This is a genomic window from Hydrogenophaga sp. H7 (genome assembly GCF_002025745.1).
Taxonomy (GTDB): domain Bacteria; phylum Pseudomonadota; class Gammaproteobacteria; order Burkholderiales; family Burkholderiaceae_C; genus Hydrogenophaga; species Hydrogenophaga pseudoflava.
The window spans coordinates 357,968-381,597 of the sequence record NZ_MCIC01000017.1; the positions used below are offsets into that span (position 1 = coordinate 357,968).

General features: G+C 66.3%; 23 protein-coding genes and 1 pseudogene. 18 read left to right on the top strand and 6 right to left on the bottom strand.

What is annotated here, in order from left to right; all coding sequences use genetic code 11:
• Positions 1-32: 32 nt before the first annotated feature.
• Positions 33-1,307 (bottom strand): glutamyl-tRNA reductase, encoded by a 1,275-nt coding sequence (gene hemA, locus BC358_RS17450; protein ID WP_066152999.1) that lies wholly within the window; start codon positions 1,305-1,307, stop codon positions 33-35.
• Between the two features lie 50 nt (positions 1,308-1,357).
• Between hemA and BC358_RS17455 the strand changes: the two genes are divergently transcribed.
• Positions 1,358-1,627, top strand: coding sequence for a hypothetical protein (locus BC358_RS17455; RefSeq protein WP_066153002.1), 270 nt, complete (start codon positions 1,358-1,360; stop codon positions 1,625-1,627).
• Positions 1,628-1,642: 15 nt separating this feature from the next.
• On the opposite strand, the gene ugpQ is transcribed toward BC358_RS17455, so the two are convergent.
• From ugpQ to ugpB, 5 genes are all read right to left on the bottom strand, one after another.
• Positions 1,643-2,389 carry a glycerophosphodiester phosphodiesterase gene (gene ugpQ / locus BC358_RS17460; protein ID WP_143434344.1) on the bottom strand — a complete coding sequence of 249 codons (747 nt, stop codon included), beginning with the start codon at positions 2,387-2,389 and terminating at the stop codon, positions 1,643-1,645.
• Entirely contained in the window at positions 2,386-3,390 is a 1,005-nt protein-coding gene (locus tag BC358_RS17465; RefSeq protein ID WP_079366793.1) for a sn-glycerol-3-phosphate import ATP-binding protein UgpC, read from the bottom strand. Before BC358_RS17465 ends, ugpQ begins: the two co-directional genes overlap by 4 nt.
• An 8-nt stretch (positions 3,391-3,398) precedes the next feature.
• The gene (ugpE, locus tag BC358_RS17470) at positions 3,399-4,250 is read right to left on the bottom strand and encodes a sn-glycerol-3-phosphate ABC transporter permease UgpE (protein WP_066153011.1); all 852 of its coding nucleotides are present in this window, start codon (positions 4,248-4,250) and stop codon (positions 3,399-3,401) included.
• Position 4,251: 1 nt separating this feature from the next.
• On the bottom strand, positions 4,252-5,139 hold the full coding sequence (gene ugpA, locus BC358_RS17475) for a sn-glycerol-3-phosphate ABC transporter permease UgpA (RefSeq protein WP_066153014.1): 888 nt from the start codon (positions 5,137-5,139) through the stop codon (positions 4,252-4,254).
• 102 nt (positions 5,140-5,241) lie between these two features.
• Positions 5,242-6,552 (bottom strand): sn-glycerol-3-phosphate ABC transporter substrate-binding protein UgpB, encoded by a 1,311-nt coding sequence (gene ugpB / locus BC358_RS17480; RefSeq protein ID WP_243721796.1) that lies wholly within the window; start codon positions 6,550-6,552, stop codon positions 5,242-5,244.
• A 196-nt stretch (positions 6,553-6,748) separates the two neighbouring features.
• Between ugpB and BC358_RS17485 the strand changes: the two genes are divergently transcribed.
• The 17 genes and pseudogenes from BC358_RS17485 to BC358_RS17560 all read left to right on the top strand — a co-directional run bounded on the left by BC358_RS17485 (position 6,749) and on the right by BC358_RS17560 (position 23,609).
• Positions 6,749-10,639, top strand: coding sequence for a DUF3683 domain-containing protein (locus BC358_RS17485; RefSeq protein ID WP_079366795.1), 3,891 nt, complete (start codon positions 6,749-6,751; stop codon positions 10,637-10,639).
• 17 nt (positions 10,640-10,656) lie between these two features.
• Positions 10,657-11,070 (top strand): gamma-butyrobetaine hydroxylase-like domain-containing protein, encoded by a 414-nt coding sequence (locus BC358_RS17490; protein ID WP_066153022.1) that lies wholly within the window; start codon positions 10,657-10,659, stop codon positions 11,068-11,070.
• 19 nt (positions 11,071-11,089) lie between these two features.
• Complete coding sequence (ubiE, locus tag BC358_RS17495) at positions 11,090-11,821, top strand: bifunctional demethylmenaquinone methyltransferase/2-methoxy-6-polyprenyl-1,4-benzoquinol methylase UbiE (RefSeq protein ID WP_079366796.1); 732 nt, start codon at positions 11,090-11,092, stop codon at positions 11,819-11,821.
• Between the two features lie 108 nt (positions 11,822-11,929).
• Positions 11,930-12,463, top strand: a pseudogene (locus BC358_RS17500) (Tim44 domain-containing protein); the annotation flags it as partial.
• Positions 12,464-12,549: 86 nt separating this feature from the next.
• Positions 12,550-13,071: an SCP2 domain-containing protein gene (locus BC358_RS17505; RefSeq protein ID WP_066153031.1), complete on the top strand. Its 522-nt coding sequence runs from the start codon at positions 12,550-12,552 to the stop codon at positions 13,069-13,071.
• Positions 13,068-14,633, top strand: a complete 1,566-nt coding sequence (gene ubiB / locus BC358_RS17510) for a ubiquinone biosynthesis regulatory protein kinase UbiB (protein WP_079366798.1) — start codon at positions 13,068-13,070, stop codon at positions 14,631-14,633. The genes BC358_RS17505 and ubiB overlap by 4 nt, the downstream gene beginning before the upstream one ends.
• 159 nt (positions 14,634-14,792) lie before the next feature.
• On the top strand, positions 14,793-15,098 hold the full coding sequence (locus tag BC358_RS17515; protein ID WP_079366849.1) for an FmdB family zinc ribbon protein: 306 nt from the start codon (positions 14,793-14,795) through the stop codon (positions 15,096-15,098).
• A gap of 22 nt (positions 15,099-15,120) precedes the next feature.
• Positions 15,121-15,786 (top strand): DUF502 domain-containing protein, encoded by a 666-nt coding sequence (locus tag BC358_RS17520; RefSeq protein ID WP_066153040.1) that lies wholly within the window; start codon positions 15,121-15,123, stop codon positions 15,784-15,786.
• A gap of 48 nt (positions 15,787-15,834) precedes the next feature.
• Positions 15,835-17,637 carry an aspartate--tRNA ligase gene (aspS, locus tag BC358_RS17525; RefSeq protein ID WP_079366799.1) on the top strand — a complete coding sequence of 601 codons (1,803 nt, stop codon included), beginning with the start codon at positions 15,835-15,837 and terminating at the stop codon, positions 17,635-17,637.
• Positions 17,638-17,704: 67 nt separating this feature from the next.
• On the top strand, positions 17,705-18,175 hold the full coding sequence (nudB, locus tag BC358_RS17530) for a dihydroneopterin triphosphate diphosphatase (RefSeq protein ID WP_079366800.1): 471 nt from the start codon (positions 17,705-17,707) through the stop codon (positions 18,173-18,175).
• Between the two features lie 166 nt (positions 18,176-18,341).
• Positions 18,342-18,485 (top strand): hypothetical protein, encoded by a 144-nt coding sequence (locus BC358_RS22150; protein ID WP_179130099.1) that lies wholly within the window; start codon positions 18,342-18,344, stop codon positions 18,483-18,485.
• A gap of 51 nt (positions 18,486-18,536) precedes the next feature.
• Entirely contained in the window at positions 18,537-19,265 is a 729-nt protein-coding gene (locus BC358_RS17535) for an endonuclease/exonuclease/phosphatase family protein (protein WP_079366801.1), read from the top strand.
• Between the two features lie 44 nt (positions 19,266-19,309).
• Positions 19,310-20,593: a cardiolipin synthase ClsB gene (gene clsB / locus BC358_RS17540; protein WP_079366850.1), complete on the top strand. Its 1,284-nt coding sequence runs from the start codon at positions 19,310-19,312 to the stop codon at positions 20,591-20,593.
• Between the two features lie 70 nt (positions 20,594-20,663).
• Positions 20,664-21,374 carry a GTP cyclohydrolase I gene (gene folE, locus BC358_RS17545; protein ID WP_306292805.1) on the top strand — a complete coding sequence of 237 codons (711 nt, stop codon included), beginning with the start codon at positions 20,664-20,666 and terminating at the stop codon, positions 21,372-21,374.
• A 10-nt stretch (positions 21,375-21,384) separates the two neighbouring features.
• Entirely contained in the window at positions 21,385-21,810 is a 426-nt protein-coding gene (locus BC358_RS17550; protein WP_066153054.1) for a BLUF domain-containing protein, read from the top strand.
• A gap of 63 nt (positions 21,811-21,873) precedes the next feature.
• Positions 21,874-22,755: an EamA family transporter gene (locus tag BC358_RS17555; RefSeq protein ID WP_079366851.1), complete on the top strand. Its 882-nt coding sequence runs from the start codon at positions 21,874-21,876 to the stop codon at positions 22,753-22,755.
• A 5-nt stretch (positions 22,756-22,760) separates the two neighbouring features.
• A complete protein-coding gene (locus tag BC358_RS17560) occupies positions 22,761-23,609 on the top strand; it encodes a DUF429 domain-containing protein (protein WP_066153060.1) in 849 nt (282 codons plus the stop codon).
• Positions 23,610-23,630 lie beyond the last annotated feature (21 nt).

Sequence of the window (23,630 nt, forward strand, 5' to 3'; positions counted from 1 at the left end):
TGCAGGGCGCCCGAGGGCGCCGGGCGGCGTCGCTAGGACTTTTCGCGCAGGAACAGGCGCGAGACGGTCTGCGCCGTCGCGGCGCGGGTCTCGGCGTCGCCGGCGTGCAGCTCGGCCAGGGTGCCGTGCAGCATCTTCTGCGTCAGTCCCTTGGACAGGGCTTCGAGCACGTTCTCGACCGGCTCGCCCTTGGCCAGCAGCTTCTTCGCACGGGCCAGTTCGGCGGCGCGCCAGGCGTCGGCCTGGGCGTTGATCTGCTGGATCAGCGGCACCACGCCGCCCTTGGCCGGGTCGCGCTGGTCGAGCCAGTGCATGAAGCTGAGCACGCCTGCGTCGATGATGGCCTCGGCCTGGGCCACGGCCGCCTGGCGGTTTTCCTTGCCGGTCTGCACCACGCTGGCCAGATCGTCCACGGTGTAGAGGTACACGTCGGACAGGCCCTTGACCTCGATCTCGATGTCGCGCGGCACGGCCAGGTCGACCATGAACATGGGGCGGTGCTTGCGCTTCTTCAGCGCGCGTTCGACCGCGCCCAGGCCGATGATGGGCAGGGTGCTGGCGGTGCAGCTGACCACGGCGTCGAACTCGTGCAGGCGCTCGGGAATGTCGGCCAGGCGCATGACCTGGGCGCCGAAGCGGCTGGCCAAGGTCTCGCCGCGTTCGAGCGTGCGGTTGGCAATGGCCATGCTTTTGGGTGTCTTGGCCGCGAAGTGCGTGGCGGCCAGCTCGATCATCTCGCCGGCGCCGACGAACAGCACCTTGATGTCCTTCAGGTCTTCGAACAGCTGGCTGGCCAGGCGCACGGCGGCGGCGGTCATGCTGATCGAATGGGCACCGATCTCGGTGGAGGTGCGCACCTGCTTGGCCACTGCGAAGGAGCGCTGGAACAGCTGGTGCAACGTGGTGCCCAGGGCTCCGGCCTCGTCGGCGGCACGCACCGCGTCCTTCATCTGTCCCAGGATCTGGGCCTCGCCCAGCACCATGCTGTCCAGGCCGCTGGCGACGCGGAAGGCGTGGCGCGCGGCCTCGCCTTCGCGCAGGATGTAGGCGTGGTCTTTCAGCACATGGGTGCTGACACCACCGGTCTGTGCGAGCCATTCCAGCGTGGGCTCCACGGCCGACTGTTCGCCCGCGGCGTACAGCTCGGTGCGGTTGCAGGTGGACAGCAGCGTGGCCTCGGGCTGACGCGCCAGACTGCTGCGGTAGCCGTGCAGCGTGGGCTGGATCTGGTCGAGCGCGAACGCGAAACGGCCCCGCAAATCAAGCGGAGCCGTGTGGTGGTTGATGCCGAGCGCCCAGACAGACATGGCCGCGATTATAAAATTCGCCGCCTCTGCCCGGACGGATTTCACCACCCATGTCGTTTCTGGCCCTGATCGGGCACCTTGCCAACTTCATCGCCCCGGCCATCGGGGTGGCCTTGTTGCTGTGGGGCATGCCCCGGATCTGGCCGAAGGCGCGGGCGGGGCGGTGGGGCGCCCGCCACGAACTGATGGCGCTCTGCGCGCTGGGGGTGGCGGTGTTGCTGGCCGGGCTGGTCCTCTTCGGCAGGGACGGCAAGATGCTCAGCTACACCGCGCTGGTGCTGGCCCAGGGTTCGCTGGGCTGGTGGCTGCGCAGGCGCTGACCAGGCGCCACCCGGTCAGTCGGGCGCGAACAGGTCGACCCGGTCGGTGATCAGGCCGTCGATGCCCAGTCCCCAGAGCCGTTCGGCTTCCTGCGGCTCGTTCACCGTGTAGGCCAGGGCGCGCATCTGGCGGCCGTGCACGGTGGCCATCACCTCGGAAGTCCAGAGCACCTGGTCGCAGACGACGGCCACGCAGCCCATCCGCTGCGCCATCTCCAGCCAGCCGTCCCACAGGGTCTCCAGCAGCAGTCCTCTGGGCAGCTCGGGTGCGCTTTCGACGGCGCCAGCCAGCGCCTGCGGCTGGAACGAGGTCAGCAGCGGCGGGATGGGGGCGTCCGCCCATAGACGGGCTGCTTCCCGCGCGACGACCCGCCCGGTTTCTTCCTCCAGCCCCGGTGTGGGCTTGATTTCTATGTTGAGCAGGAAGGCATTGGCGCGGCAGAACCGCGCCACGCCCTCCAGCGTGGGCAGGCGCTCGCCCGCGTACTGGCGCGAGTGCCAGCTGCCTGCATCGAGCAGGCTCAGTTCCGCCCAGGGCTGGTGGCCGGCGATCCCTTGGCCGTCGGTGGTCCGGTCCAGCGTGTCGTCGTGCAGCAGAAAGACCTGGCCATCGGCGCTGAGCTTGGCGTCGCACTCGGCCATGCGGTAGCCATGCTGCGCGCCCAGGCGGAACGCGGCCAAGGTGTTTTCCGGGGCCAGCTTGCCGGCGCCGCGGTGGGCGATCCAGCGCGGGTAGGGCCAGGGTGTGGGGGTGTCCTTCACAGGCGTGCTCCAGTCTGCTGGTCGAACCAGTGCAGCCGGTCCTCGCGCGGGCGCGCCACCACCGTGCTGCCGACTTCGGGGGCGCCCTGGTCCTCGTGGGTGCGGATGATCAGCGCCTCGTCGCCCAGGCGGGCGTGGATCAGTCGCTCGGCACCGAGCAATTCCACCGTCTCCACCTGCAGGCTCCAGCCTTCCTGCGCGAGATCGATGTGTTCGGGGCGGATGCCCATGGTGCAGCCCAGCCGCCCCCCAGGCGCGTTGTTCAGCAGGTTCATCGGGGGCGATCCCATGAAGCTGGCGACGAAGGTGGTGGCGGGGCGGGAGTAGACCTCTTCGGGCGTGCCGAACTGCTCCATGCGGCCGGCGTTCATCACGATCATGCGCTGGGCCAGCGTCATCGCCTCGACCTGGTCGTGGGTGACGAACAGCGAGGTGATGCCCAGCTCGCGGTGCAGCTTCTGGATCTCCAGCCGGGTCTGGGCGCGCAGCTTGGCGTCCAGGTTGGACAGCGGTTCATCGAACAGGAACACCTGGGGCTGGCGCACGATGGCGCGGCCCATGGCGACGCGCTGGCGCTGTCCGCCCGAGAGCTGGCGCGGCTTGCGGTCCAGCAGGTGGCCCAGCTCGAGGATGGCCGCGGCTTTGTCCACGCGCTGGCGGATCTCGGCGGCCGGCAGCTTCTTGATCTTCAGCCCGTAGGCCATGTTCTCGAACACGCTCATGTGCGGGTAGAGCGCGTAGTTCTGGAACACCATGGCGATGTCACGGTCGGCGGGTTCGAGCTGGTTGACCACGCGCTCGCCGATGCGGATCTCGCCACCGCTGATTTCTTCGAGCCCGGCCACCATGCGCAGCAGCGTCGACTTGCCGCAGCCCGAGGGGCCGACGATGACGATGAATTCACCGTCGGTGATCTCGGCGTTGACACCGTGGATCACCTGCAGCGACTGTTTTCCCTGGTGGTATTGCTTGACGACGTTTCGGAAGGAGAGGGAAGCCATGAGGGTGCTTATTTTTCGGTGTCGACCAGGCCCTTGACGAACCATTTCTGCATGAGGATGACGACCAGTGCCGGCGGAATCATGGCCAGCACGGCGGTGGCCATCACGATATTCCAGTCGGTGGCCGCGTCCCCACCGCTGATCATGCGTTTGATCCCGATGACGACCGGGTACATGTTTTCCTCGGTGGTCACCAGCAGTGGCCACAGATACTGGTTCCAGCCGTAGATGAACTGGATGACGAACAGGGCCGCGATCGAGGTCGCCGACAGCGGCATCAGCACGTCCTTGAAAAAGCGCATCGGGCCAGCGCCGTCTATGCGCGCGGCCTCGACCAGCTCGTCGGGCACGGTCAGAAAGAACTGGCGGAACAGGAAGGTGGCGGTGGCCGACGCAATCAGCGGCACGGTCAGGCCTGCGTAGGAATTGAGCATGCCCAGGTTGGCGACGACCGCGTAAGTCGGGCCGATGCGGACCTCCACCGGCAGCATCAAGGTGACGAAGATGCACCAGAAGAACAGCATGCGGAACGGGAACCGGAAGTAGACAATGGCGAAGGCCGAGAGCAGCGAGATCGCGATCTTGCCCACGGCGATCACCAGGGCGGTGATCAGGCTCACCATCATCATCCGGCCCACCGGGGCGTTGGAGGCCGCTCCCATGCCCGACCCTTGCAGCGCCGCAACGTAGTTTTCGATCAGGTGACTGCCTGGCAGCAGGGACATGGGGGCGTGGATGATCTCCTGAGCGGTCTGGGTCGATGCCACGAAGGTGAGGTAGAGCGGAAAGCAGACCACCGAGATGCCGAGGATCAGAACGGCGTGCGACAGAAAGGTCAGGCCAGGGCGGCGTTCGATCATGTCAGTACTGCACTTTCTTTTCGACGAAGCGGAACTGGATCACCGTCAGGGCGATCACGATCGCCATCAGCACGACCGACTGGGCGGCCGAGCCGCCCAGGTCCAGGGCCTTGAAGCCGTCGTAGTACACCTTGTAGACCAGGATCGCGGTGTCCTTGCCGGGACCGCCCTGGGTCGCCGCATCCACGATGGCGAAAGTGTCGAAGAAGGCATACACCACGTTGATCACGAACAGGAAGAAGGTGGTGGGCGAGAGCAGCGGGAACTGGATGGTCCAGAAGCGCCGCCAGGGGTGCGCACCGTCGATGGCGGCGGCCTCGATGAGCGATTTGGGAATGCTCTGCAGACCTGCTAGGAAGAACAGGAAGTTGTAGGAGATCTGCTTCCAGACGGCCGCCAGCACGATCAGGATCATGGCGTGGTTGCTGTTGAGCAGGCTGTTCCACTCGATGCCGAGGGCGCGCAGCGCGTGGGACACGACACCGATGGAGGGTGCGAGCATGAACAGCCAGAGCACACCGGCCACGGCGGGAGCCACCGCGTAGGGCCAGATCAGCAGGGTCCGGTAGATCAGCGTGGCCTTGACAACCCGGTCGGCAAACACGGCCAGCACAAGCGAGATGCCGATGCCCAGCCCGGCCACCAGCACCGAAAAGATGGCCGTGGTCTTGAACGATGCCAGGTAGGTGTCGTCCTCGAGCAGGTTGGCGAAGTTCTGCAGGCCGACCCACTCCGTCGAAGTCCCGAAGGCATCGGATTGCTGGAACGATTGCAGCAAGGCCTGGCCGGCCGGCCAGAAGAAGAACACGAGAATGACCGAGACCTGGGGCGCGAGCAGTACCCACGGCAGCCAGCGGGAGCGGAAAACGACGCGTTTTTCTGAGGCCATTCGGGTTGTCGGACGAGGTGGACTGGATCAGGCAGGCGATGCCGCACAACGGCGGCCAGCGGCGGCACTGCCATGCCGTCCGCGGGCTCGCCGAGCTTGCGCTTATTTGTTGGCGGCCTCGAAGCGCACCAGCAGCTCGTTGCCGCGCTTGACGGCGCTGTCCAGGGCTTCCTTGGCGGTCTTCTTGCCCGCCCACACCTGCTCGAGTTCCTCGTCCTCGATCGCGCGGATCTGCACGAAGTTGCCCAGTCGGATGCCGCGCGACTTGTCGGTGGTTTTGCGGATCATCTGGTTCACCGCCACGTCGGTTCCGGGGTTCTGCTTGTAGAAACCGGACTTCTCGGTGGCTTCGAAGGAGGCCATGGTGATGGGCAGATAGCCGGTGCGCTGGTGGCTCTTGGCCTGGATCTCGGCGTTCGTCAGGTAGTTGAAGAAGGCGGCCACGCCTTTGTACTCGTCCGGCTTCTTGCCCGCCATCACCCACAGCGAAGCGCCGCCGATCACGGTGTTCTGCGGGGCACCCGCGACGTCCGGGTAGTAAGGCAGAGGGGCAATGCCGAAGTCGAACTTGGCGTTCTTCTTGATGGTGGCGTAGGTCGATGAAGACGCGGTGGCCATCGCGCATTCACCCGAATAGAACGGCGCATCCGCCGCATTGCCGCGGCCGCGGTAGACGAACAGGCCCTGTTTGGCCATGTTGGCCAGGTTCTCGATGTGGCGCACATGCAGCGGACTGTTGAAGTTCAGGCGTGCGCTGGTGCCACCGAATCCGTTGCCCTTGGTGGCGAACTCGGTGTTGTGCCAGGTCGAGAAGCTTTCCAGCTGCGTCCAGCCCTGCCAGCTGGTGGTGAACGGGCAGCTGACGCCGGCGGCTTTGAGCTTGGCTGCGGCCAGCACCACTTCGGGCCAGGTCTGAGGCGGCTTCTCCGGGTCGAGGCCGGCCTTGCGGAAGGCATCCTTGTTGTAGTTGAAGACCGTCGTGGAACTGTTCAGCGGAAAGCTGAGCATTTGGCCGTTGGGCGCGGTGTAGTAGCCGACGACGGCCGGGATGTAGGCCTGGGGGTTGAACTTGTAGCCCGCGTCGGCCAGCACCTTGCCCACGGGCACGATCGCGCTCTTGGCTGCCATCATCGTGGCCGTGCCCACTTCATAGACCTGCAGGATGTGGGGCGCATTGCCGGCCCGGAAGGCGGCCACGGCGGCCGGCATGGTTTCGTCGTAGGTCCCCTTGTAGGTGGGGATCACCTTGTAGTCTTTCTGGCTGGCATTGAAACCATTGGCCAGGTCCGTGACCCAGTCGTTCAGGCCGCCGGTCATCGAATGCCACCACTGGATTTCAGTCTGTGCCTGGGCGTTGCTGCCGAAGCCGAACACAAGCAGCGCGGCGGTGAGTGTGGAGAGATGTTGGCGCATGGGCATGGTGGGTCTCCTGTAGGTTGGGAACGGTTTCGATGACACAAAAAAAGCCAGCCTAGGCAACGAATGTGACCAAGGCATTGCAGCTTTCTTTCCGAAAGGTGACAACAAGGGCTTTCCATGAGACGGTGTCGCGCATGTTGCGCTGCGGTACCATCCTTGGCTCAGCTCCGTTTGCTGGCCCATTTCCCTCATGAACGCCCCCACGCCGCTTCCGCTTCTGGAAACCGCTGCAGACGAATCACCCCGTTTGCGCGAGATCCCCTACAACTACACGTCGTTCTCGGATCGTGAAATCGTGATGCGGTTGTTGGGCTCCCGGGCCTGGGCGCTGCTGGACGAACTGCGCGGCGAGCGGCGCACCGGCCGCTCTGCCCGCATGCTGTACGAGGTGCTGGGCGACATCTGGGTCGTGCAGCGCAACCCCTACCTGCAGGACGACCTGCTCGACAACCCCAAGCGCCGCTCGGCGCTCGTTGATGCCCTGCACCACCGTCTGGGCGAGGTGCAGAAGCGCCGCACGCCGCAGGACGACCCGGGGCGTGACGAGTCGGTGGGTCAGCTGCTGGCCGCAGCCAGGGCCGCAGTCGAGTCGTTTGCCCTCTCTTTTGAAGAGATGGCCGAACTGCGCCAGCGCACGAACAAGGTGCTGCGCAAGCTGACCGCCAAGGACAACATCAAGTTTGACGGCCTCTCGCGCGTGTCGCACGTTACCGACGCGACCGACTGGCGCGTGGAGTACCCCTTCGTCGTGCTCACGCCCGACACAGAGGCCGAGATGGCGCACCTGGTCAAGGGCTGTGTCGAGCTGGGCCTGACCATCATCCCGCGCGGGGGCGGCACCGGCTACACCGGGGGCGCCATCCCGCTGACCTGGAAGAGCGTGGTCATCAACACCGAGAAGCTCGAAGCCATGACCGAGGTCGAGCATGTCTCGATTCCGGGTCATGTGCAACCCGTGGCCACGGTGTGGACCGAGGCCGGTGTGGTCACCCAGCGCGTGGCCGATGCGGCCGAACGCGCCGGCTATGTGTTTGCGGTGGACCCGACCTCGGCCGAGGCCTCCTGCGTGGGCGGCAACATCGCCATGAACGCCGGTGGCAAGAAGGCCGTGCTCTGGGGCACGGCACTGGACAATCTGGTGAGCTGGCGCATGGTGACGCCGCAGGCCGAGTGGCTCGAGGTGACTCGCCTGGACCACAACCTGGGCAAGATCCACGACGCCGAGGTCGCGACCTTCGAACTCAAGTACTTCGCCGCCGACGGCAAGACACCGCTGCGCACCGAACAGCTGGCCATTCCGGGCCGGACCTTCCGCAAGGAAGGCTTGGGCAAGGATGTGACCGACAAGTTCCTCAGCGGCCTGCCGGGCATCCAGAAGGAAGGCTGCGACGGCCTGATCACCAGCGGCCGCTGGGTGGTGCACCGCATGCCCGAGCACACACGCACCGTGTGCCTGGAGTTCTTCGGCAACCCCAAGGATGGCGTGCCCTCGATCGTCGAGATCAAGGACTTCATGTTTGCCGAGCAGAAGCGCAGCGGCACCCTGCTGGCCGGCCTGGAGCATCTGGACGACCGCTACCTCAAGGCCGTGGGTTACGCGACCAAGAGCAAGCGCGGCACCCTGCCCAAGATGGTCCTGATCGGCGACATCGTGGGTGACGACGCTGATGCCGTGGCGCGCGCCACCAGCGAGGTGATCCGCCTGGCCAACGGCCGCAGCGGCGAGGGTTTCATCGCCATCAGCTATGAAGCGCGCAAGAAGTTCTGGCTCGACCGCAAGCGCACCGCGGCCATCAGCAAGCACACCAACGCCTTCAAGATCAACGAAGACGTGGTGATCCCGCTGCCGCGCATGGGCGAGTACACCCTGGGCATCGAGCGCATCAACATCGAGCTCTCGCTGCGCAACAAGCTCAAGCTGTGCGATGCGCTGGAGGCCTTCTTTGCCCGGGGCAGCCTGCCGCTGGGCAAGACCGACGACGCCAACGACCTGCCCAACGCCGAGCTGCTGGAAGACCGCGTGCAGCAGGCGCTGGCGATGGTGCGCGAGGTGCGCGACCTGTGGGCTGGCTGGCTGCGCGACGTCGACACATTGTTCCCTCAGCTGCAGGACCACTCGCTGCGCGCGAGCTGGAAGACGCAGATCCGCACCCCGCTTCAGCAGATCTTCAGCGGCGCGGCTTTCGGCCCCATCCTGGCGGAGTGCAATGCCATCCACAAGCGTGTGCTCAAGGGTCGCGTCTGGGTGGCGCTGCACATGCACGCCGGCGACGGCAACGTGCACACCAACATCCCGGTCAACAGCGACGACTACGAAATGCTGCAGACCGCACACGAGGCGGTGGCCCGCATCATGGTGCTGGCGCGCAGCCTGGACGGCGTGATTTCGGGTGAGCACGGCATCGGCATCACCAAGCTCGAATTCCTGACCGACGACGAGCTGAGCCCGTTCGCCGAATACAAGGCCAAGGTCGATCCCGAGGGTCGCTTCAACAAGGGCAAGCTGCTGCGGGGCGGCGCACACCAGGCGCTGGTGGAACGCGATGCGAGCGTGCGCCAGGCCGATCTGGCCAATGCCTATACGCCCTCGTTCGGCCTGATGGGCCACGAGTCGCTGATCATGCAGCAGAGCGACATCGGCGCGATCGCCGATTCGGTCAAGGACTGCCTGCGCTGCGGCAAGTGCAAGCCGGTCTGCGCCACCCACGTGCCGCGCGCCAACCTGCTCTACAGCCCGCGCAACAAGATCCTGGCGACCTCGCTGCTGATCGAGGCTTTCCTGTATGAAGAGCAGACGCGCCGCGGCATCAGCATCAAGCACTGGGAAGAGTTCGAAGACGTGGCCGACCACTGCACGGTGTGCCACAAGTGCTACACGCCCTGTCCGGTGAAGATCGACTTCGGCGACGTGTCGATGAACATGCGCAACCTGCTGCGCAAGATGGGCCAGAAGAGCTGGAGGCCGGGCAACGCGGCGGCCATGTTCTTCCTCAACGCCACCAACCCCGAGACCATCAAGTTCATGCGCTCGGCCATGGTGGACGTGGGTTTCAAGGCCCAGCGCCTGGCCAACAACCTGCTCAAGCCCGCCGCACGGGCGCAGACCAATGCGCCGCCGGCCAGTCTGGGGCCAGCGCCGGTCAAGGAGCAGGTGATCCACTTCATCAACAAGAAGATGCCGGGTGGCCTGCCCAAGAAGACGGCGCGCGCGCTGCTGGACATCGAGGACAAGGACTACGTTCCGATCATTCGCAACCCGCAAGGCACGACCAGCGAGACCGAGGCGGTGTTTTACTTTCCGGGTTGTGGTTCGGAGCGCCTGTTCAGCCAGGTCGGCCTGGCGACCCAGGCCATGCTGTGGCATGCGGGCGTGCAGACCGTGCTGCCGCCGGGTTATCTGTGCTGCGGCTACCCGCAGCGCGGCTCGGGCCAGTACGACAAGGCCGAGAAGATGATCACCGACAACCGGGTGCTGTTCCACCGTGTGGCCAACACGCTGAATTACCTGGACATCAAGACGGTGGTGGTCTCCTGCGGCACGTGCTACGACCAGCTGCAGGGCTACAAGTTTGAGGAAATTTTCCCCGGCTGCCGCATCATCGACATCCACGAGTACCTGCTGGAGAAGGGCATTACCTTGCCGGCCGGGCAGGGGGGCTACCTGTACCACGAGCCCTGCCACAACCCGATGAAGCTCCAGGATTCCCTGAAGACCGTCAAGGCACTGGTGGGCGATGGCGTGATCAAGAGCGAGCGCTGCTGCGGTGAGAGCGGCACGCTGGGCGTGAGCCGCCCCGACATCTCGACCCAGGTGCGCTTCCGAAAAGAAGAGGAAATCCGAAAGGGTGAAGCGGCTCTGCGCGCGGCGGGTACGGTGGGCGAAAAAACCAACGTCAAGATGCTCACGTCCTGCCCCAGCTGCCTCCAGGGGCTGTCCCGCTACACCGACGACCTGCAGAACGGCCTGCTGGAGGCCGACTACATCGTGGTCGAAATGGCGCGCCAGATCCTGGGCGAGAACTGGTTGCCCGAATACGTCGAGAAAGCGAACCAGGGCGGTATCGAGCGCGTGCTGGTCTGAACACATTGGAGGCCCCCATGGCTGGACTCAACAAGGACACCCCGACGCCGCAGGACATCACCGTGCACAGCGCCTCGCGCGTGCTGGAGGTGGCGTTTTCCGACGGTGCGCACTTCCGCATCCCGTTCGAGTTGATGCGCGTCTACTCGCCTTCGGCCGAGGTGCAGGGCCACGGGCCTGGACAGGAAACGCTGCAGACCGGCAAGCGCGATGTGACCCTGGTGGCGCTGGAGCCGGTGGGCAACTACGCGGTGCAGCCTACCTTCTCGGATGGCCATGATTCCGGCATCTACGCCTGGGATTACCTGTATTTCCTGGGATCGCAACAGGAACAACTCTGGAACGATTACCACCAGCGGCTTCAGGCCGCAGGGGTGGACCGCGATGCACCGATGCCGGAAAAGGGCGGACACGCCTGCGGCAGCCACTGACCCGACGGAGACCCATTCCATGGCCACGACCCATTTCGGCTTCCAGACCGTCGACGAACAGGAGAAGGCGAAACACGTGCGCAGCGTGTTCGATTCGGTCGCGCCCAAGTACGACGTGATGAACGACCTCATGTCGGCTGGCCTGCACCGCATCTGGAAGCGCTACACCATCACCGTGGCCAACCCGCAACCGGGCCAGCAGGTGCTGGACATCGCGGGCGGCACCGGCGACCTCTCGCGTGCATTTGCCCGGCGCGTGGGCCCGACCGGCCGGGTGGTGCACACCGACATCAACGAGGCCATGTTGCGCGAAGGCCGCAACCGACTTCTCGACGAAGGCCTGGTGCTGCCGACCATGGTCTGCGACGCCGAGAAGCTGCCATTTGCCGACAACAGCTTCGATCTGGTGTCCGTGGCCTTCGGTTTGCGCAACATGACGCACAAGGAGCAGGCCCTGTCGGAGATGCGGCGCGTCCTCAAACCGGGGGGCAAGCTACTGGTGTTGGAGTTTTCCCGCGTCGCCAAGCCACTGGAAAAGGCTTATGACTGGTATTCGTTCAACGTGTTGCCGAAGCTGGGTCAGATGGTGGCGGGCGATGCCCACAGCTACCAGTACCTGGCGGAGTCGATCCGCATGCATCCCGGGCAGGAGGAACTGCGCCAGCTGATGAAGTCGGTGGGCTTCGGTCATGTGGACGTGCACAACCTCAGCGCGGGGGTGGTGGCACTCCACGTCGGTATCAAGTGTTGATGACGGGGACAAAAGGAGGACAGCGTCATGGAAGCTCGGTGGTGGTCGGATTTGCTGGGGGGGCGCCGTGCGCAGCGCAAGACGCTGCGCCGCAACGAGTCCACGACTGGAGCGCCCGGCCTGCTGGCAGGGGTGGGGCCGGACGGCGCGGTGTCGGCGCCCCGGGGATACAGCCCCAAGAACGTGGGCAACGACGCGTCGGCAAGGCCCTGGGAATCTCTGGCGGATGCCCCGCGTCCGCCCGAACCGGCTGGCCAGAATGCCGGAGGGTTTGATGCCGAAAGCTTCCTGCGGGCGTCCAAGACGAACTTCGTGAATCTCCAGGACGCCTGGGACCGCTCCGACATTGCCAGCCTGCGCGCCATGATGACCGGCGGCATGCTGGCCGAGATCCAGACCCAGCTGGCCGAGCGCGAGCGCGCCGGTGCCGCCCCGAACAAGACCGAGGTGGTCATGCTGGAAGCGCAGTTGCTCGGTCTGGAGGAGCAGGACGAAGCCTACCTGGCGAGCGTCGAGTTCTCCGGTCTGATCCGCGAGGACCCGTCGGCTGGCCCGAACCCGTTCCGGGAGATCTGGAACATCACCCGCCCCAAGTCCGGGGATGCTGGCTGGCTGGTGGCCGGGGTGCAGGCGCTGCGGTAAAAGGCGGCACGGTTATCCGTCAGAATCGGGGGATCATGAACAGTGAATTCCCCAACCATTCGACCAGTTCCCGTTCTCCTTTGGGCATGCTCCAGTCCCTGCTGGGCAGTGTCCGGCCGCCGGAATGGGTGGTGGACGAGGTCCAGAACCGGGTGGTGCTGTTCCTCAACCACGTCCTGATGCAGGAACCCCAGGCGCAGCAGCGTCTGCGCCGCCAGTTGGGCAAGCCGGTGCGCGTGGCCTGGGGCGACTTCCACCTCACGCTCGCCCCCACCGCCGCCGGCCTGCTGGAGCGGCCGGCTGGCGACCGGCAACCCGAACTGCACGTGACCGTGACCCAGACCTCGCCTTTCGCCCTGGCCCAGCAGGTGCTGGGCGGCGAGCGACCGAATGTCGACATCCAGGGCGATGTGCAGCTGGCGGCCGAGGTGGCCTGGCTGGTGGACAACGTGCGCTGGGACGTCGAGGAAGACCTGTCGCGGCTGGTCGGTGACGCCGCTGCGCACACTCTGGTGGGTGGCGCCAAGTCGGCGGTGGCCGGCATCAAGGCATTCGTCGGTCGCCGTTCGCCGACCGAACCGGGTCACAGCGACGGACGCTCGGCATGACGCGGTTGTTCCGCGGCCTGTTCATCGTCTGGGTGGTGCTGCGCCACGGCCTGGACGAGCTGGTGTTGTCCAGTTTCCAGCGGCCAGGCATCCGGCTGCTGACGCGCATTGTGTCGGTTGGTCGCAACCTGGATGCCCCGCGCGGCCAGCGCCTGCGCGAGGCGCTGGAGCGCCTGGGGCCCATCTTCGTCAAGTTCGGTCAGGTGCTCTCGACCCGGCGCGACCTGTTGCCGTCCGACATCGCCGACGAACTGGCGCGCTTGCAGGACCGGGTGCCGCCGTTCGACAGTGCCATCGCCGTGGCCACCATCGAAAGGGCTTTTGGCAAGCCGCTGGACGAGGTGTTCGGCCATTTCGATCGCACGCCGGTGGCCAGCGCCTCGATTGCCCAGGTGCACTTCGCCACGCTTCGCGATGGGCGTCACGGCGGGCGCGAGGTGGCGGTGAAGGTGCTGCGGCCCAACATGCTGCCGGTGATCGAGAAAGACCTGAGCCTGATGCGCATGATGGCCGGCTGGGTCGAAAAGCTCTCGGCCGATGGCAAGCGGCTCAAGCCGCTGGAGGTGGTCGCAGAGTTCGACAAGTACCTGCACGACGAGCTGGACCTGCTGCGGGAAGCCGCCAACGCGGCCCAGCTGCGCCGCAACATGGCGGGCCTCAATCTGGTGCTGATTCCGGAGATGTTCTGGGACTACTGCCACACCGAGGTGATGGTGATGGAGCGCATGCATGGGGTGCCCATCAACCGGGTGGACGAGCTGCGCCAGAAAGGCGTGGACATACCCAAGCTGGCGCGCGATGGTGTGACCATCTTCTTCACCCAGGTGTTCCGCGACGGGTTTTTCCACGCTGACATGCACCCGGGCAACATCCAGGTCAGTGTCGATCCGGCCACCTTCGGTCGTTACATCTCGCTCGATTTCGGCATCGTCGGCACGCTGACCGAGTTCGACAAGGAATACCTGGCGCAGAACTTCACTGCCTTCTTCCGGCGCGACTACAAGCGCGTGGCCGAGCTGCACATCGAAAGCGGCTGGGTGCCGCCTGACACCCGGGTGGACGAGCTGGAGTCGGCCATCCGGGCGGTGTGCGAACCGTACTTCGACCGGCCGCTCAAGGAGATCTCGCTGGGCATGGTGCTGATGCGCCTGTTCCAGACCTCACGCCGCTTCCATGTCGAAATCCAGCCTCAGCTGGTGCTGCTGCAGAAGACCCTGCTCAACATCGAGGGTCTGGGCCGCGATCTGGACCCCGAACTGGATCTGTGGAACACCGCCAAGCCCTTCCTGGAGAAGTGGATGCTGGAGCAGGTGGGGCCGCAGAAGCTGCTGCAGCAGCTCAAGGCCGAGGCGCCGCAGTACGCCAAGCTGCTGCCGGCGCTGCCGCGCCTGCTGCAGGACTACCTGCAGCACCGGCCGCACCAGCTGAGGGCCGAACTGGACGAACTCATGGCGGAGCAGCGGCGGACCAACCGCCTGCTGCAGTACATCATCTACGGCGGGATCGGCTTCGTGCTGGGGCTGATCGTCACCCAGGTGATGCTGCGCATCCGCCTTTGGTGAGGGGTCGACCGGCGGGCTGCCCTTGAAGGCGCGGGTGGGGTGCCCCACCTATAATGACGGGTTTTGTTCAACTTCCCGGCGCCCCGCCGTGTTTGCACCGCTGCGGTGCATTTCGGGCCCTTTGGGCTGTGGTCGCCGGGCCATTCCACCGTTCACGCCATGCCGATCTATGCCTACAAGTGCGAGTCCTGCGGCCATGCCAAGGACGTCCTGCAGAAAATCTCCGACGCGCCGCTGACGGAATGCCCGGCCTGCGGTGCCGCCACGTTCAGCAAACAGCTGACCGCCGCCGGTTTCCAGCTCAAGGGTTCGGGCTGGTACGCGACCGACTTCAAGGGCGGCTCAGGTGGCACGGCCGCCGCGGCCACCGGTACGGCAGCCGCTTCCTCGACCGACTCGAAACCGGCTGAAACGGCCAGCGCCGCACCAGCCGCCGCCTGTGGCGGCTCCTGCGCCTGCCACTGATCGAAACGGAAAGACCTTCCCTGTGGCCAACCTGCGCAAGTGGCTGTTCTCGGGCCTGCTGGTCCTGGTGCCCCTGATCATCACCCTCTGGGTGCTGGACTGGGTGGTGTCCACGCTCGACCAGACCTTGCGCATCCTGCCCGGCGCCTGGCAGCCGGACCAGCTGTTCGGCTTTCATGTGCCCGGCCTGGGCGTGATCTTTGCACTGGTGGTGGTGCTTTCCATCGGCGCCCTGGCGTCCAACATCATCGGCCACCAGTTGGTGAATTGGTGGCACGCCCTGCTGCACCGCATCCCGGTGGTGCGCTCCATCTACTCGGGCGTCAAGCAGGTCTCCGACACCCTGTTTTCCGAGAAGGGCAATGCCTTCCGCAAGGCCCTGCTGGTGCAGTGGCCGCAGGAGGGCATGTGGACCATCGCTTTCCTGACGGGCACGCCCCAGGGCGAGGTGCTGCAGCAGCTGCGCACCAAGCCGGGCAGTGCCGCCGACGAAGACTTCGTCAGCGTCTACGTGCCCACCACCCCCAACCCCACGGGCGGCTACTTCGTCATGGTGCGTGCGCGCGACTGCGTGGAGTTGCAGATGTCGGTGGACGAAGCGCTGACCTACATCGTCTCCATGGGTGTGATCGTGCCCGGTGGACCCAAGAACCCCAACCTCAAGGCGACCGCTTCCGCGACCGCCTGATACCCGGGGCTGCCGCTGTGCAGCCCGCCTGCTGAAAGAAGAACCGATATGGCCATGCGTTCCCACTATTGCGGTCTGGTGACCGAAGCCCTGCTGGGGCAAACCGTGCAACTCTGCGGCTGGGTGAACCGCCGCCGCGACCATGGCGGTGTGATCTTCATCGACCTGCGCGACCGCGAAGGCTATGTGCAGGTGGTGTGCGATCCGGACCGCCCGGACATGTTCAAGACTGCCGAGGATGTGCGCAACGAGTTCTGCGTGCAGGTCACCGGCCTGGTGCGTGCCCGCCCGGCCGGCACCACCAACGACAAGCTCAAGAGCGGCCAGATTGAGGTGCTGTGCCACGAACTGAAGGTGCTCAACCCCTCGGTCACGCCGCCGTTCCAGCTGGACGACGACAACCTGAGCGAGACCACGCGCCTGACGCACCGCGTGCTGGACCTGCGCCGCCCCTACATGCAGAACAACCTGATGCTGCGCTACCGCGTGGCCATGGAAGTGCGCAAGTTCCTGGACGCCAACGGCTTCATCGACATCGAAACCCCGATGCTGACCAAGAGCACGCCCGAAGGCGCGCGCGACTACCTGGTGCCCAGTCGCGTGCACGACGGCCACTTCTTCGCGCTGCCGCAAAGCCCTCAGCTGTTCAAGCAACTGCTGATGGTGGCCGGATTCGACCGCTACTACCAGATCACCAAGTGCTTCCGCGACGAGGACCTGCGCGCCGACCGCCAGCCCGAGTTCACCCAGATCGATATCGAGACCTCGTTCCTGACCGAGCAGGACATCCGCGACATGTTCCAGGGCATGATCAAGACGGTGTTCCAGAACGTGCTGAACGTGGATCTGGGCGAGTTCCCGGTCATGGCCTACGGCGAAGCCATGCACCGCTACGGTTCCGACAAGCCCGACCTGCGCGTGAAGATGGAGTTCACCGAGCTCACCGACGTGATGGCCGACGTGGACTTCAAGGTCTTCAGCGCGCCCGCCACCATGAAGAACGGCCGCGTGGTCGCCCTGTGCGTGCGCGGCGGCGCCGAGATGAGCCGCAGCGAGATCGACGCCTACACCGAGTTCGTCAAGATCTACGGCGCCAAGGGCCTGGCCTGGATCAAGGTCAACGAAGTGGCCAAGGGCAAGGACGGCCTGCAGTCGCCCATCGTCAAGAACCTGCACGACAAGGCGATTGCCGAGATCCTCTCGCGCACTGGTGCGCAGGACGGCGACATCATCTTCTTCGGCGCTGACAAGGCCAAGATCGTCAACGACGCCATCGGCGCGCTGCGCCTGAAGATCGGCCACAGCGAACTGGGCAAGAAGAACGGCCTGTTCGAGGACCGCTGGGCGCCGATGTGGGTGGTGGACTTCCCGATGTTCGAACACGATGAGGAAGAAGACCGCTGGACGGCCGTGCACCACCCCTTCACCGCACCCAAGGACGGCCACGAGGACTGGATGGTCACCGCGCCCGAGAAGTGCATCGCCAAAGGCTACGACATGGTGCTCAACGGCTGGGAAATCGGTGGCGGCTCGGTCCGCATCCACCGTGCCGATGTGCAGCAGAAGGTGTTCGACGCGCTGAAGATCACGCCCGAAGAGGCGCAGCTCAAGTTCGGCTTCCTGCTGGACGCGCTGCAGTACGGCGCCCCCCCGCACGGCGGCCTGGCCTTCGGCCTGGACCGCATCGTCACGCTGATGACCGGCGCCGAGTCGATCCGCGACGTGATCGCCTTCCCCAAGACCCAGCGCGCCCAGTGCCTGTTGACCCAGGCGCCCAGCCCGGTGGACGAGAAGCAGCTGCGCGAGCTGCACATCCGGCTGCGCAACCCGGACGCGGTCAAGCCGGCCTGAACAGGGCTTCGGCTAGGATGAAAGGGCGCCTGCGGGCGCCTTTTTTTGTGCCGCCTACCGAACCACCGTGCCGTCCTCTCCCCCCTACAAAATCCCCGAGTCGGTGCTGGTGGTGATCCACACCCCGGCGCTGGAGGTGTTGCTGATCGAGCGGGCCGAGTCGCCGGGTTTCTGGCAGTCGGTGACCGGGTCCAAGGATGCGTGGGACGAGCCGTTTGACGTCACGGCCGCGCGCGAGGTGGCCGAAGAAACCGGGCTGGATGTGTCCGCGCCAGGTCACCGGCTCAGCGACTGGGGCCTGCAGAACATCTACGAGATCTATCCGCAGTGGCGCCACCGGTATGCGCCCGGGGTGGTCCTGAACACCGAGCGGGTGTTCGGCCTGTGCGTGCCCGAGGCTCGGCCGGTGGTGCTCAACCCACGGGAGCACCGGGCGCAGGTGTGGCTGCCCCGGCTGGAGGCGGCGGACCGGTGCTTTTCATTCTCCAACGCGGAGGCCATCTTGCAGCTGCCACGCATCTTTCAAGCAGAAAGATAGGCTTTCTGCAACCTTCGGCTAGGCCTGATCTAGTGTTGTTTTGCCAAATCTTCGGGACGGCCGTCACAGCGCCCCCGCTGAACCTGCTGCGGCTGGAGGAAGACCTTTCGGCGGCGCCCGGCGTCTGGGTCAAGCCGCGCGAGCCGGTGGCGCAGCTGGGTGGTGGATGCCTGCATCGAAGAGGCGCAGGCGGGGCCACGTGGTGCGCGGCGCGCTGTTCCGGGTGCGCATCGAGGGCGAGGCCGAGTCGCTGGCCGTGGGGGTGTTCCGCAAGGTGGCATCTGTGCTGGTGCGGGAAGGCGGCTTCTAAGCCCCCAAGCTCCGCTGCTTGCGCGGGTTGCTGGCGTGCGATCATTCGTATATGAGCATCCTGCGAGTCGCGACCTACAACATCCACAAGGGCGTTCAGGGCCTGGGGCCAGTGCGCCGGCTGGAAATCCACAACCTGGCGCATGCGGTGGAGCAGTTCGACGCCGACATCGTCTGCCTGCAGGAGGTGCGGCGCCACCACCGCAAGCTGGAAAAGCACTTCACCCGCTGGCCCGACCTGGAGCAGGCCGACTACCTCTCGCCCGAGGGTTATGAGTCGGTCTACCGCACCAATGCCGTGACGCGCCACGGCGAACACGGCAACGCGCTGCTGTCGCGCTGGCCGGTGCTGGACACCCGCCATTCGGATGTGTCCGACCACCGCTTCGAGCAGCGCGGCCTGCTGCACGTGCACCTGCTGATCGACGGGCGCGAGGTGCATGTGGTGGTGGTTCACTTCGGCCTCATCCACGCCAGCCGCGAGCGCCAGGTCCAGCGACTGGGGCGCTACGTGGCCAATGAGGTGCCGGCCGACGCGCCGCTCATCGTGGCTGGCGACTTCAACGACTGGGGCGCCCAGCTGCTCAAGCCGATGGCGGCGCTGGACCTGCGCACCTTCGACGGCATCCGGCTGCCGACCTACCCGGCGCGCCTGCCGATGCTGCACCTGGACCGCATCTACATGCGCGGGCTCAGGCCGGTGAGCGCGCATGTGCCGCACGGCCGGGCCTGGACGCGCATGTCCGACCACCTGCCGCTGATCGCCGAGCTGGAACTGTGAAAGCCGACGGACCTGTCGACCCCCCTTTGGCCGACGACAGGCCCTTGGCGCCGCCCAGACCTGGCCACCAGCTGCTGCTGCTCGAAGGTGGCGACGCGCTGTTCCCCGCGCTGGTCGAGGCGATGGACGCTGCCCGGCGCGTGGTGCACCTGGAAACCTACATCTTCGAATTCGCCGGCTCCGCGCTCAGTGTGGCCGAGGCGATGGAACGCGCCGCCCGCCGCGGCGTGCTGGTGCGCCTGGTGGTCGATGGCGTGGGCACGCCCAGGGTGCCAGAGGAGTGGCAGCGCCGCTTTGCCGCGGCCGGCGTGCGCTGGCGGGTGTATGCGCCGCTGGGCGGGCTGGGTCTGCTGATTCCCAGCAGCTGGCGGCGCCTGCACCGCAAGCTGTGTGTGGTCGACGGGCTGGTCGGATTCTGTGGCGGCATCAACATCATCGACGACCGCGACGACGTGTCGCTGGGCCGGCTGGAGGTGCCGCGGCTCGATTTCGCGCTGCGCGTGGCCGGGCCGCTGGTGGAGGACATGGTGGACACCATGGAGACGCTGTGGTGGCGGCTGCAGGCCGTGCGCAAGGCGCGCGAGCGCGAGTTCCGGGCCGCCTGGGAGGCGTTCAAGGAAGCCCAGCCGGTGGGCGACTTCACGCGCTTGCTGCGCAAGGTCGAGCTCTACACCGGCTTCGGGTCGCGGGTCAACACCGACGCCGAAAGCGGAAGTTCGGTGCTGGTCAGCGACGGTCCGATGGGTGTCAACGACGCGCGGGCCACCCTGCTGCTGCGCGACAACGTGGGCCACCGGCACGACATCGAAAGGGCCTACCTCAAGGCCCTGGGCACGGCCCGGCACGACATCGTGATCGCCAATGCCTATTTCATCCCCGGGCGCAAGCTGCGCAAGGCCCTGACCATGGCGGCGGCCCGCGGGGTGCGGGTGCGGCTGATGATGCAGGGCCGCTACGAGAACTTCTTCCAGTACCGCGCGGCCCGCCCGGTCTACCAGCGGCTGGTGGACGCCGGCATCGACATCCGCGAATACGCGCCCAGCGCCCTGCACGCCAAGGTGGCGGTGGTGGACCGCGCCTGGGCCACGGTCGGCTCGACCAATCTGGACCCGCTGTCCCTGCTGCTGGCGCGCGAGGCCAACGTCATGACCACCGACCGGCGGTTCGCCGAACTGCTGCACCAGCGACTGGACATGCTGCTGGAACACGCCGGACAGAAACTGGACGCCCGGGCCCTGGACAGCCGCCCCTGGCACCAGCGCCTGCTGGACCGGATCGCCTTCATGGCCATGCGGACCCTGCTGTTCCTGACAGGCCACCGGTACTGAAACCCCTGGGGGCCGTGGGCCGGGGGTGCGGTGTTAGCATGGCCCGATGCTGATGAAATCCGGAACACCCATGAGCAATTCAGAACAGCTGGACGACGGTGAAGGCACCCCCGTCTCGGTCAAGATCCGCGAGCGCCTGAAGGCCGCGCGCCACCGCTTCCACTCCAACGACAACATCGCCGAATTCATCGAACCCGGCGAGCTGGAGAAGCTGCTGGACGAGGTGACGGTCAAGATGCAGGGTGTGCTCGACGCCATGGTGATCGACACCGAGAACGACCACAACACCGGCGACACCGCGCGCCGCGTGGCCAAGATGTACCTCAAGGAGGTCTTCAACGGTCGTTACGTCAAGGGTCCGAGCGTCACCGAATTCCCCAACGCCGAGCACCTCAACGAGCTGATGATCGTCGGCCCGATCACGGTGCGCAGTGCCTGCAGCCACCACTTCTGCCCGGTCATCGGCAAGATCTGGATCGGCGTCATGCCCAACGAACACACCAACGTGATCGGCCTCTCGAAGTACGCGCGGCTGGCCGAATGGATCATGGGCCGTCCGCAGATCCAGGAAGAGGCCGTGGTGCAGCTGGCCGACCTGATCCAGGAGAAGACCCAGCCCGACGGCCTGGCCATCGTCATGGAGGCCAGCCACTACTGCATGGCCTGGCGCGGCGTGAAGGACATGGACAGCAAGATGATCAACTCGGTCATGCGCGGCGTGTTCCTCAAGGACCCCAACCTGCGCCGCGAATTCCTCTCCCTCATTCCCCGCAAATCCTGAGGAAACCACTATGCTGGTACGCCTGCTATACGTCAGCCGTGCGATCGACAAGGACTGCGCCAAGTCCATGGAGTCGATCCTCGAAACCTCCCGCGCCCACAACCTCCACCACGGCATCACCGGCGTGCTGTGTTACGGCGGCGGCATCTTCCTGCAAGCCATCGAGGGCGGGCGCGACGCGGTCAACACGCTCTACAACCACATCGTGCTCGACAAGCGCCACACCGACGTGGCGCTGCTGCACTACGAGGAAATCAGCGAGCGTCGCTTCGGCGGCTGGACCATGGGCACGGTCAACCTGGCCAAGCTCAACACCTCCATCGTTCTCAAGTACTCCGAGCGGCCCGAGTTCGATCCGTACCAGGTCTCGGGCAAGGTCTCGCTGGCCCTGCTCGAAGAGCTGATGGCGACTGCTTCGATCATCGGAAGAGCCTGACTCTTTTTCCTGTGAGGCCGCAGTGCCCCGTTGGCGGGCCTGCGGTCTTTTTTTGGTTTTCGTGTGACCCCCACTGCCTTCGCGCTCATCGTGCTCGCCGGCCTGATCCACGCCGGCTGGAACATCGTCGCCAAGAAGGCGGCGGGCGATGCGCGCTTCGCCTTCTTCACCGCCTTCATCATGATGCTGCTCTGGGCGCCGCTGGGCTGGTGGCTGGGGCGCGACGTGGTGCCGACCTGGGGCCGCACCGAGTGGGCGCTGGTGGTGGCCAGCGGCGTCCTGCACGTCTTCTATTACGTGATCCTGCTGCGTGGCTACCGCAAGGCCGACCTGACCGTGGTCTACCCGCTGGCGCGCGGCAGCGGCCCGCTGCTGTCGTCGCTGGTCGCCATCGTGTTCCTGGGCGAGCGCATCTCGGCCCTGGGCGCGGCGGGCATCGCGGGCGTGGTGCTGGGCGTGTTCCTGATCGCGGGCGGTCCGGGCCTGTGGCGCGCGGCGCACGACCCGGTGGCGCGCAAGCGGGTGCGCAAGGGCATGTTCTACGGCGTGCTCACCGGCGCCTTCATCGCGTCCTACACCCTGGTCGACGGCTATGCGGTGCGCTGGCTGCTGATGTCGCCCATCCTGGTGGACTACATGGGCAACTTCGTGCGCGTGGCCCTGCTGGCGCCGGCCGTGCTGCGCGACCGCGCCACCGCCTGGGTGCTGTGGCAGAAGCAGTGGCGCTACGCCCTGGCCGTCGCGGCGGTCAGCCCCATCGCCTACGTGCTGGTGCTCTACGCGATGCAGCAGGCGCCGCTCTCGCACGTGGCCCCCGCACGCGAGGTGTCGATGCTGTTCGCGGCGCTGATCGGCGGCCAGCTGCTGGGTGAAGGTGAACGCGGTCTGCGCATCCTGGGGGCCTGCTGCATCGCGGCGGGCGTGGCGGCGCTGGGACTCGGGTGACGACGATGGACAGGCACCCCGTCACCCTGCTGGGCTGCGACTTCACCAGCGCGCCCTCGAAGCGCAAGCCGGTCACGCTGGCCGTGGGCCGCAGCGACCGCGGGCGCGTGCTGCTGGAGCGCATCGAGACCTTCGAGACCCTGGACGCCTGGCAGGCCCGGCTGGCCGAGTCGCCCGGCGGCGGCTGGGTCGGCGGTTTCGACCTGCCGTTCGGCCTGCCGCGCGAGCTGGTCGAAACCCTGGGCTGGCCCACCGCCTGGTGCGACTGCATGGCGCACTATGCGGCGCTCACGCGCGAACAGATCCGCGATACCTTCGCGGCCTTCTGCGATGCGCGCCCGGCCGGTGGCAAGTTCGCCCACCGCGCCACCGACGGCCCGGCCGGGTCGAGCCCGAGCATGAAGTGGGTCAATCCGCCGGTGGCCTTCATGCTGCACGCGGGCGTGCCGCGCCTGATCGCCGCCGGTGCGAGCCTGCCCGGCCTGCACGAGGGTGACCCGCGGCGCGTGGCGCTGGAGGCCTACCCCGGCCTGCTGGCGCGCAGTGTGCTCGGCAGCACCTCGTACAAGAGCGACGACCGGGCCAAGCAGACGCCCGAGCGCCTGATCGCGCGCAAGACCCTGATCCACGCGCTGGAGCTGGGCGACGCGCCGCTGCTGCGCGGCGCCGGCCTGCGCCTCAAGCTCAGCCACGCCCAGCGCGACGCCCTGGCCGACGACGCCAGCGGCGACACCCTCGACGCAGTGCTGTGCCTGCTGCAGGCGGCCTGGGCGCTGCAGCAGCACACCTCGGGTCACCCCTGTTACGGTCTGCCACCGTTCGACCCGCTCGAAGGCTGGATCACCGGGGCCTGACATCCCGGACAATACCGGCAT

Excerpts from the sequence above, each read along its gene's own strand:
- hemA (WP_066152999.1), bottom strand. The coding sequence starts at position 1,307 with ATGTCTGTCTGGGCGCTCGGCATCAACCACCACACGGCTCCGCTTGAT.
- BC358_RS17455 (WP_066153002.1), top strand. The coding sequence starts at position 1,358 with ATGTCGTTTCTGGCCCTGATCGGGCACCTTGCCAACTTCATCGCCCCG.
- BC358_RS17465 (WP_079366793.1), bottom strand. The coding sequence starts at position 3,390 with ATGGCTTCCCTCTCCTTCCGAAACGTCGTCAAGCAATACCACCAGGGA.
- ugpE (WP_066153011.1), bottom strand. The coding sequence starts at position 4,250 with ATGATCGAACGCCGCCCTGGCCTGACCTTTCTGTCGCACGCCGTTCTG.
- ugpA (WP_066153014.1), bottom strand. The coding sequence starts at position 5,139 with ATGGCCTCAGAAAAACGCGTCGTTTTCCGCTCCCGCTGGCTGCCGTGG.
- ugpB (WP_243721796.1), bottom strand. The coding sequence starts at position 6,552 with ATGCGCCAACATCTCTCCACACTCACCGCCGCGCTGCTTGTGTTCGGC.
- BC358_RS17485 (WP_079366795.1), top strand. The coding sequence starts at position 6,749 with ATGAACGCCCCCACGCCGCTTCCGCTTCTGGAAACCGCTGCAGACGAA.
- BC358_RS17490 (WP_066153022.1), top strand. The coding sequence starts at position 10,657 with ATGGCTGGACTCAACAAGGACACCCCGACGCCGCAGGACATCACCGTG.
- ubiE (WP_079366796.1), top strand. The coding sequence starts at position 11,090 with ATGGCCACGACCCATTTCGGCTTCCAGACCGTCGACGAACAGGAGAAG.
- BC358_RS17505 (WP_066153031.1), top strand. The coding sequence starts at position 12,550 with ATGCTCCAGTCCCTGCTGGGCAGTGTCCGGCCGCCGGAATGGGTGGTG.
- ubiB (WP_079366798.1), top strand. The coding sequence starts at position 13,068 with ATGACGCGGTTGTTCCGCGGCCTGTTCATCGTCTGGGTGGTGCTGCGC.
- BC358_RS17515 (WP_079366849.1), top strand. The coding sequence starts at position 14,793 with ATGCCGATCTATGCCTACAAGTGCGAGTCCTGCGGCCATGCCAAGGAC.
- aspS (WP_079366799.1), top strand. The coding sequence starts at position 15,835 with ATGGCCATGCGTTCCCACTATTGCGGTCTGGTGACCGAAGCCCTGCTG.
- BC358_RS22150 (WP_179130099.1), top strand. The coding sequence starts at position 18,342 with ATGCCTGCATCGAAGAGGCGCAGGCGGGGCCACGTGGTGCGCGGCGCG.
- BC358_RS17535 (WP_079366801.1), top strand. The coding sequence starts at position 18,537 with ATGAGCATCCTGCGAGTCGCGACCTACAACATCCACAAGGGCGTTCAG.
- folE (WP_306292805.1), top strand. The coding sequence starts at position 20,664 with ATGAGCAATTCAGAACAGCTGGACGACGGTGAAGGCACCCCCGTCTCG.
- BC358_RS17550 (WP_066153054.1), top strand. The coding sequence starts at position 21,385 with ATGCTGGTACGCCTGCTATACGTCAGCCGTGCGATCGACAAGGACTGC.
- BC358_RS17560 (WP_066153060.1), top strand. The coding sequence starts at position 22,761 with ATGGACAGGCACCCCGTCACCCTGCTGGGCTGCGACTTCACCAGCGCG.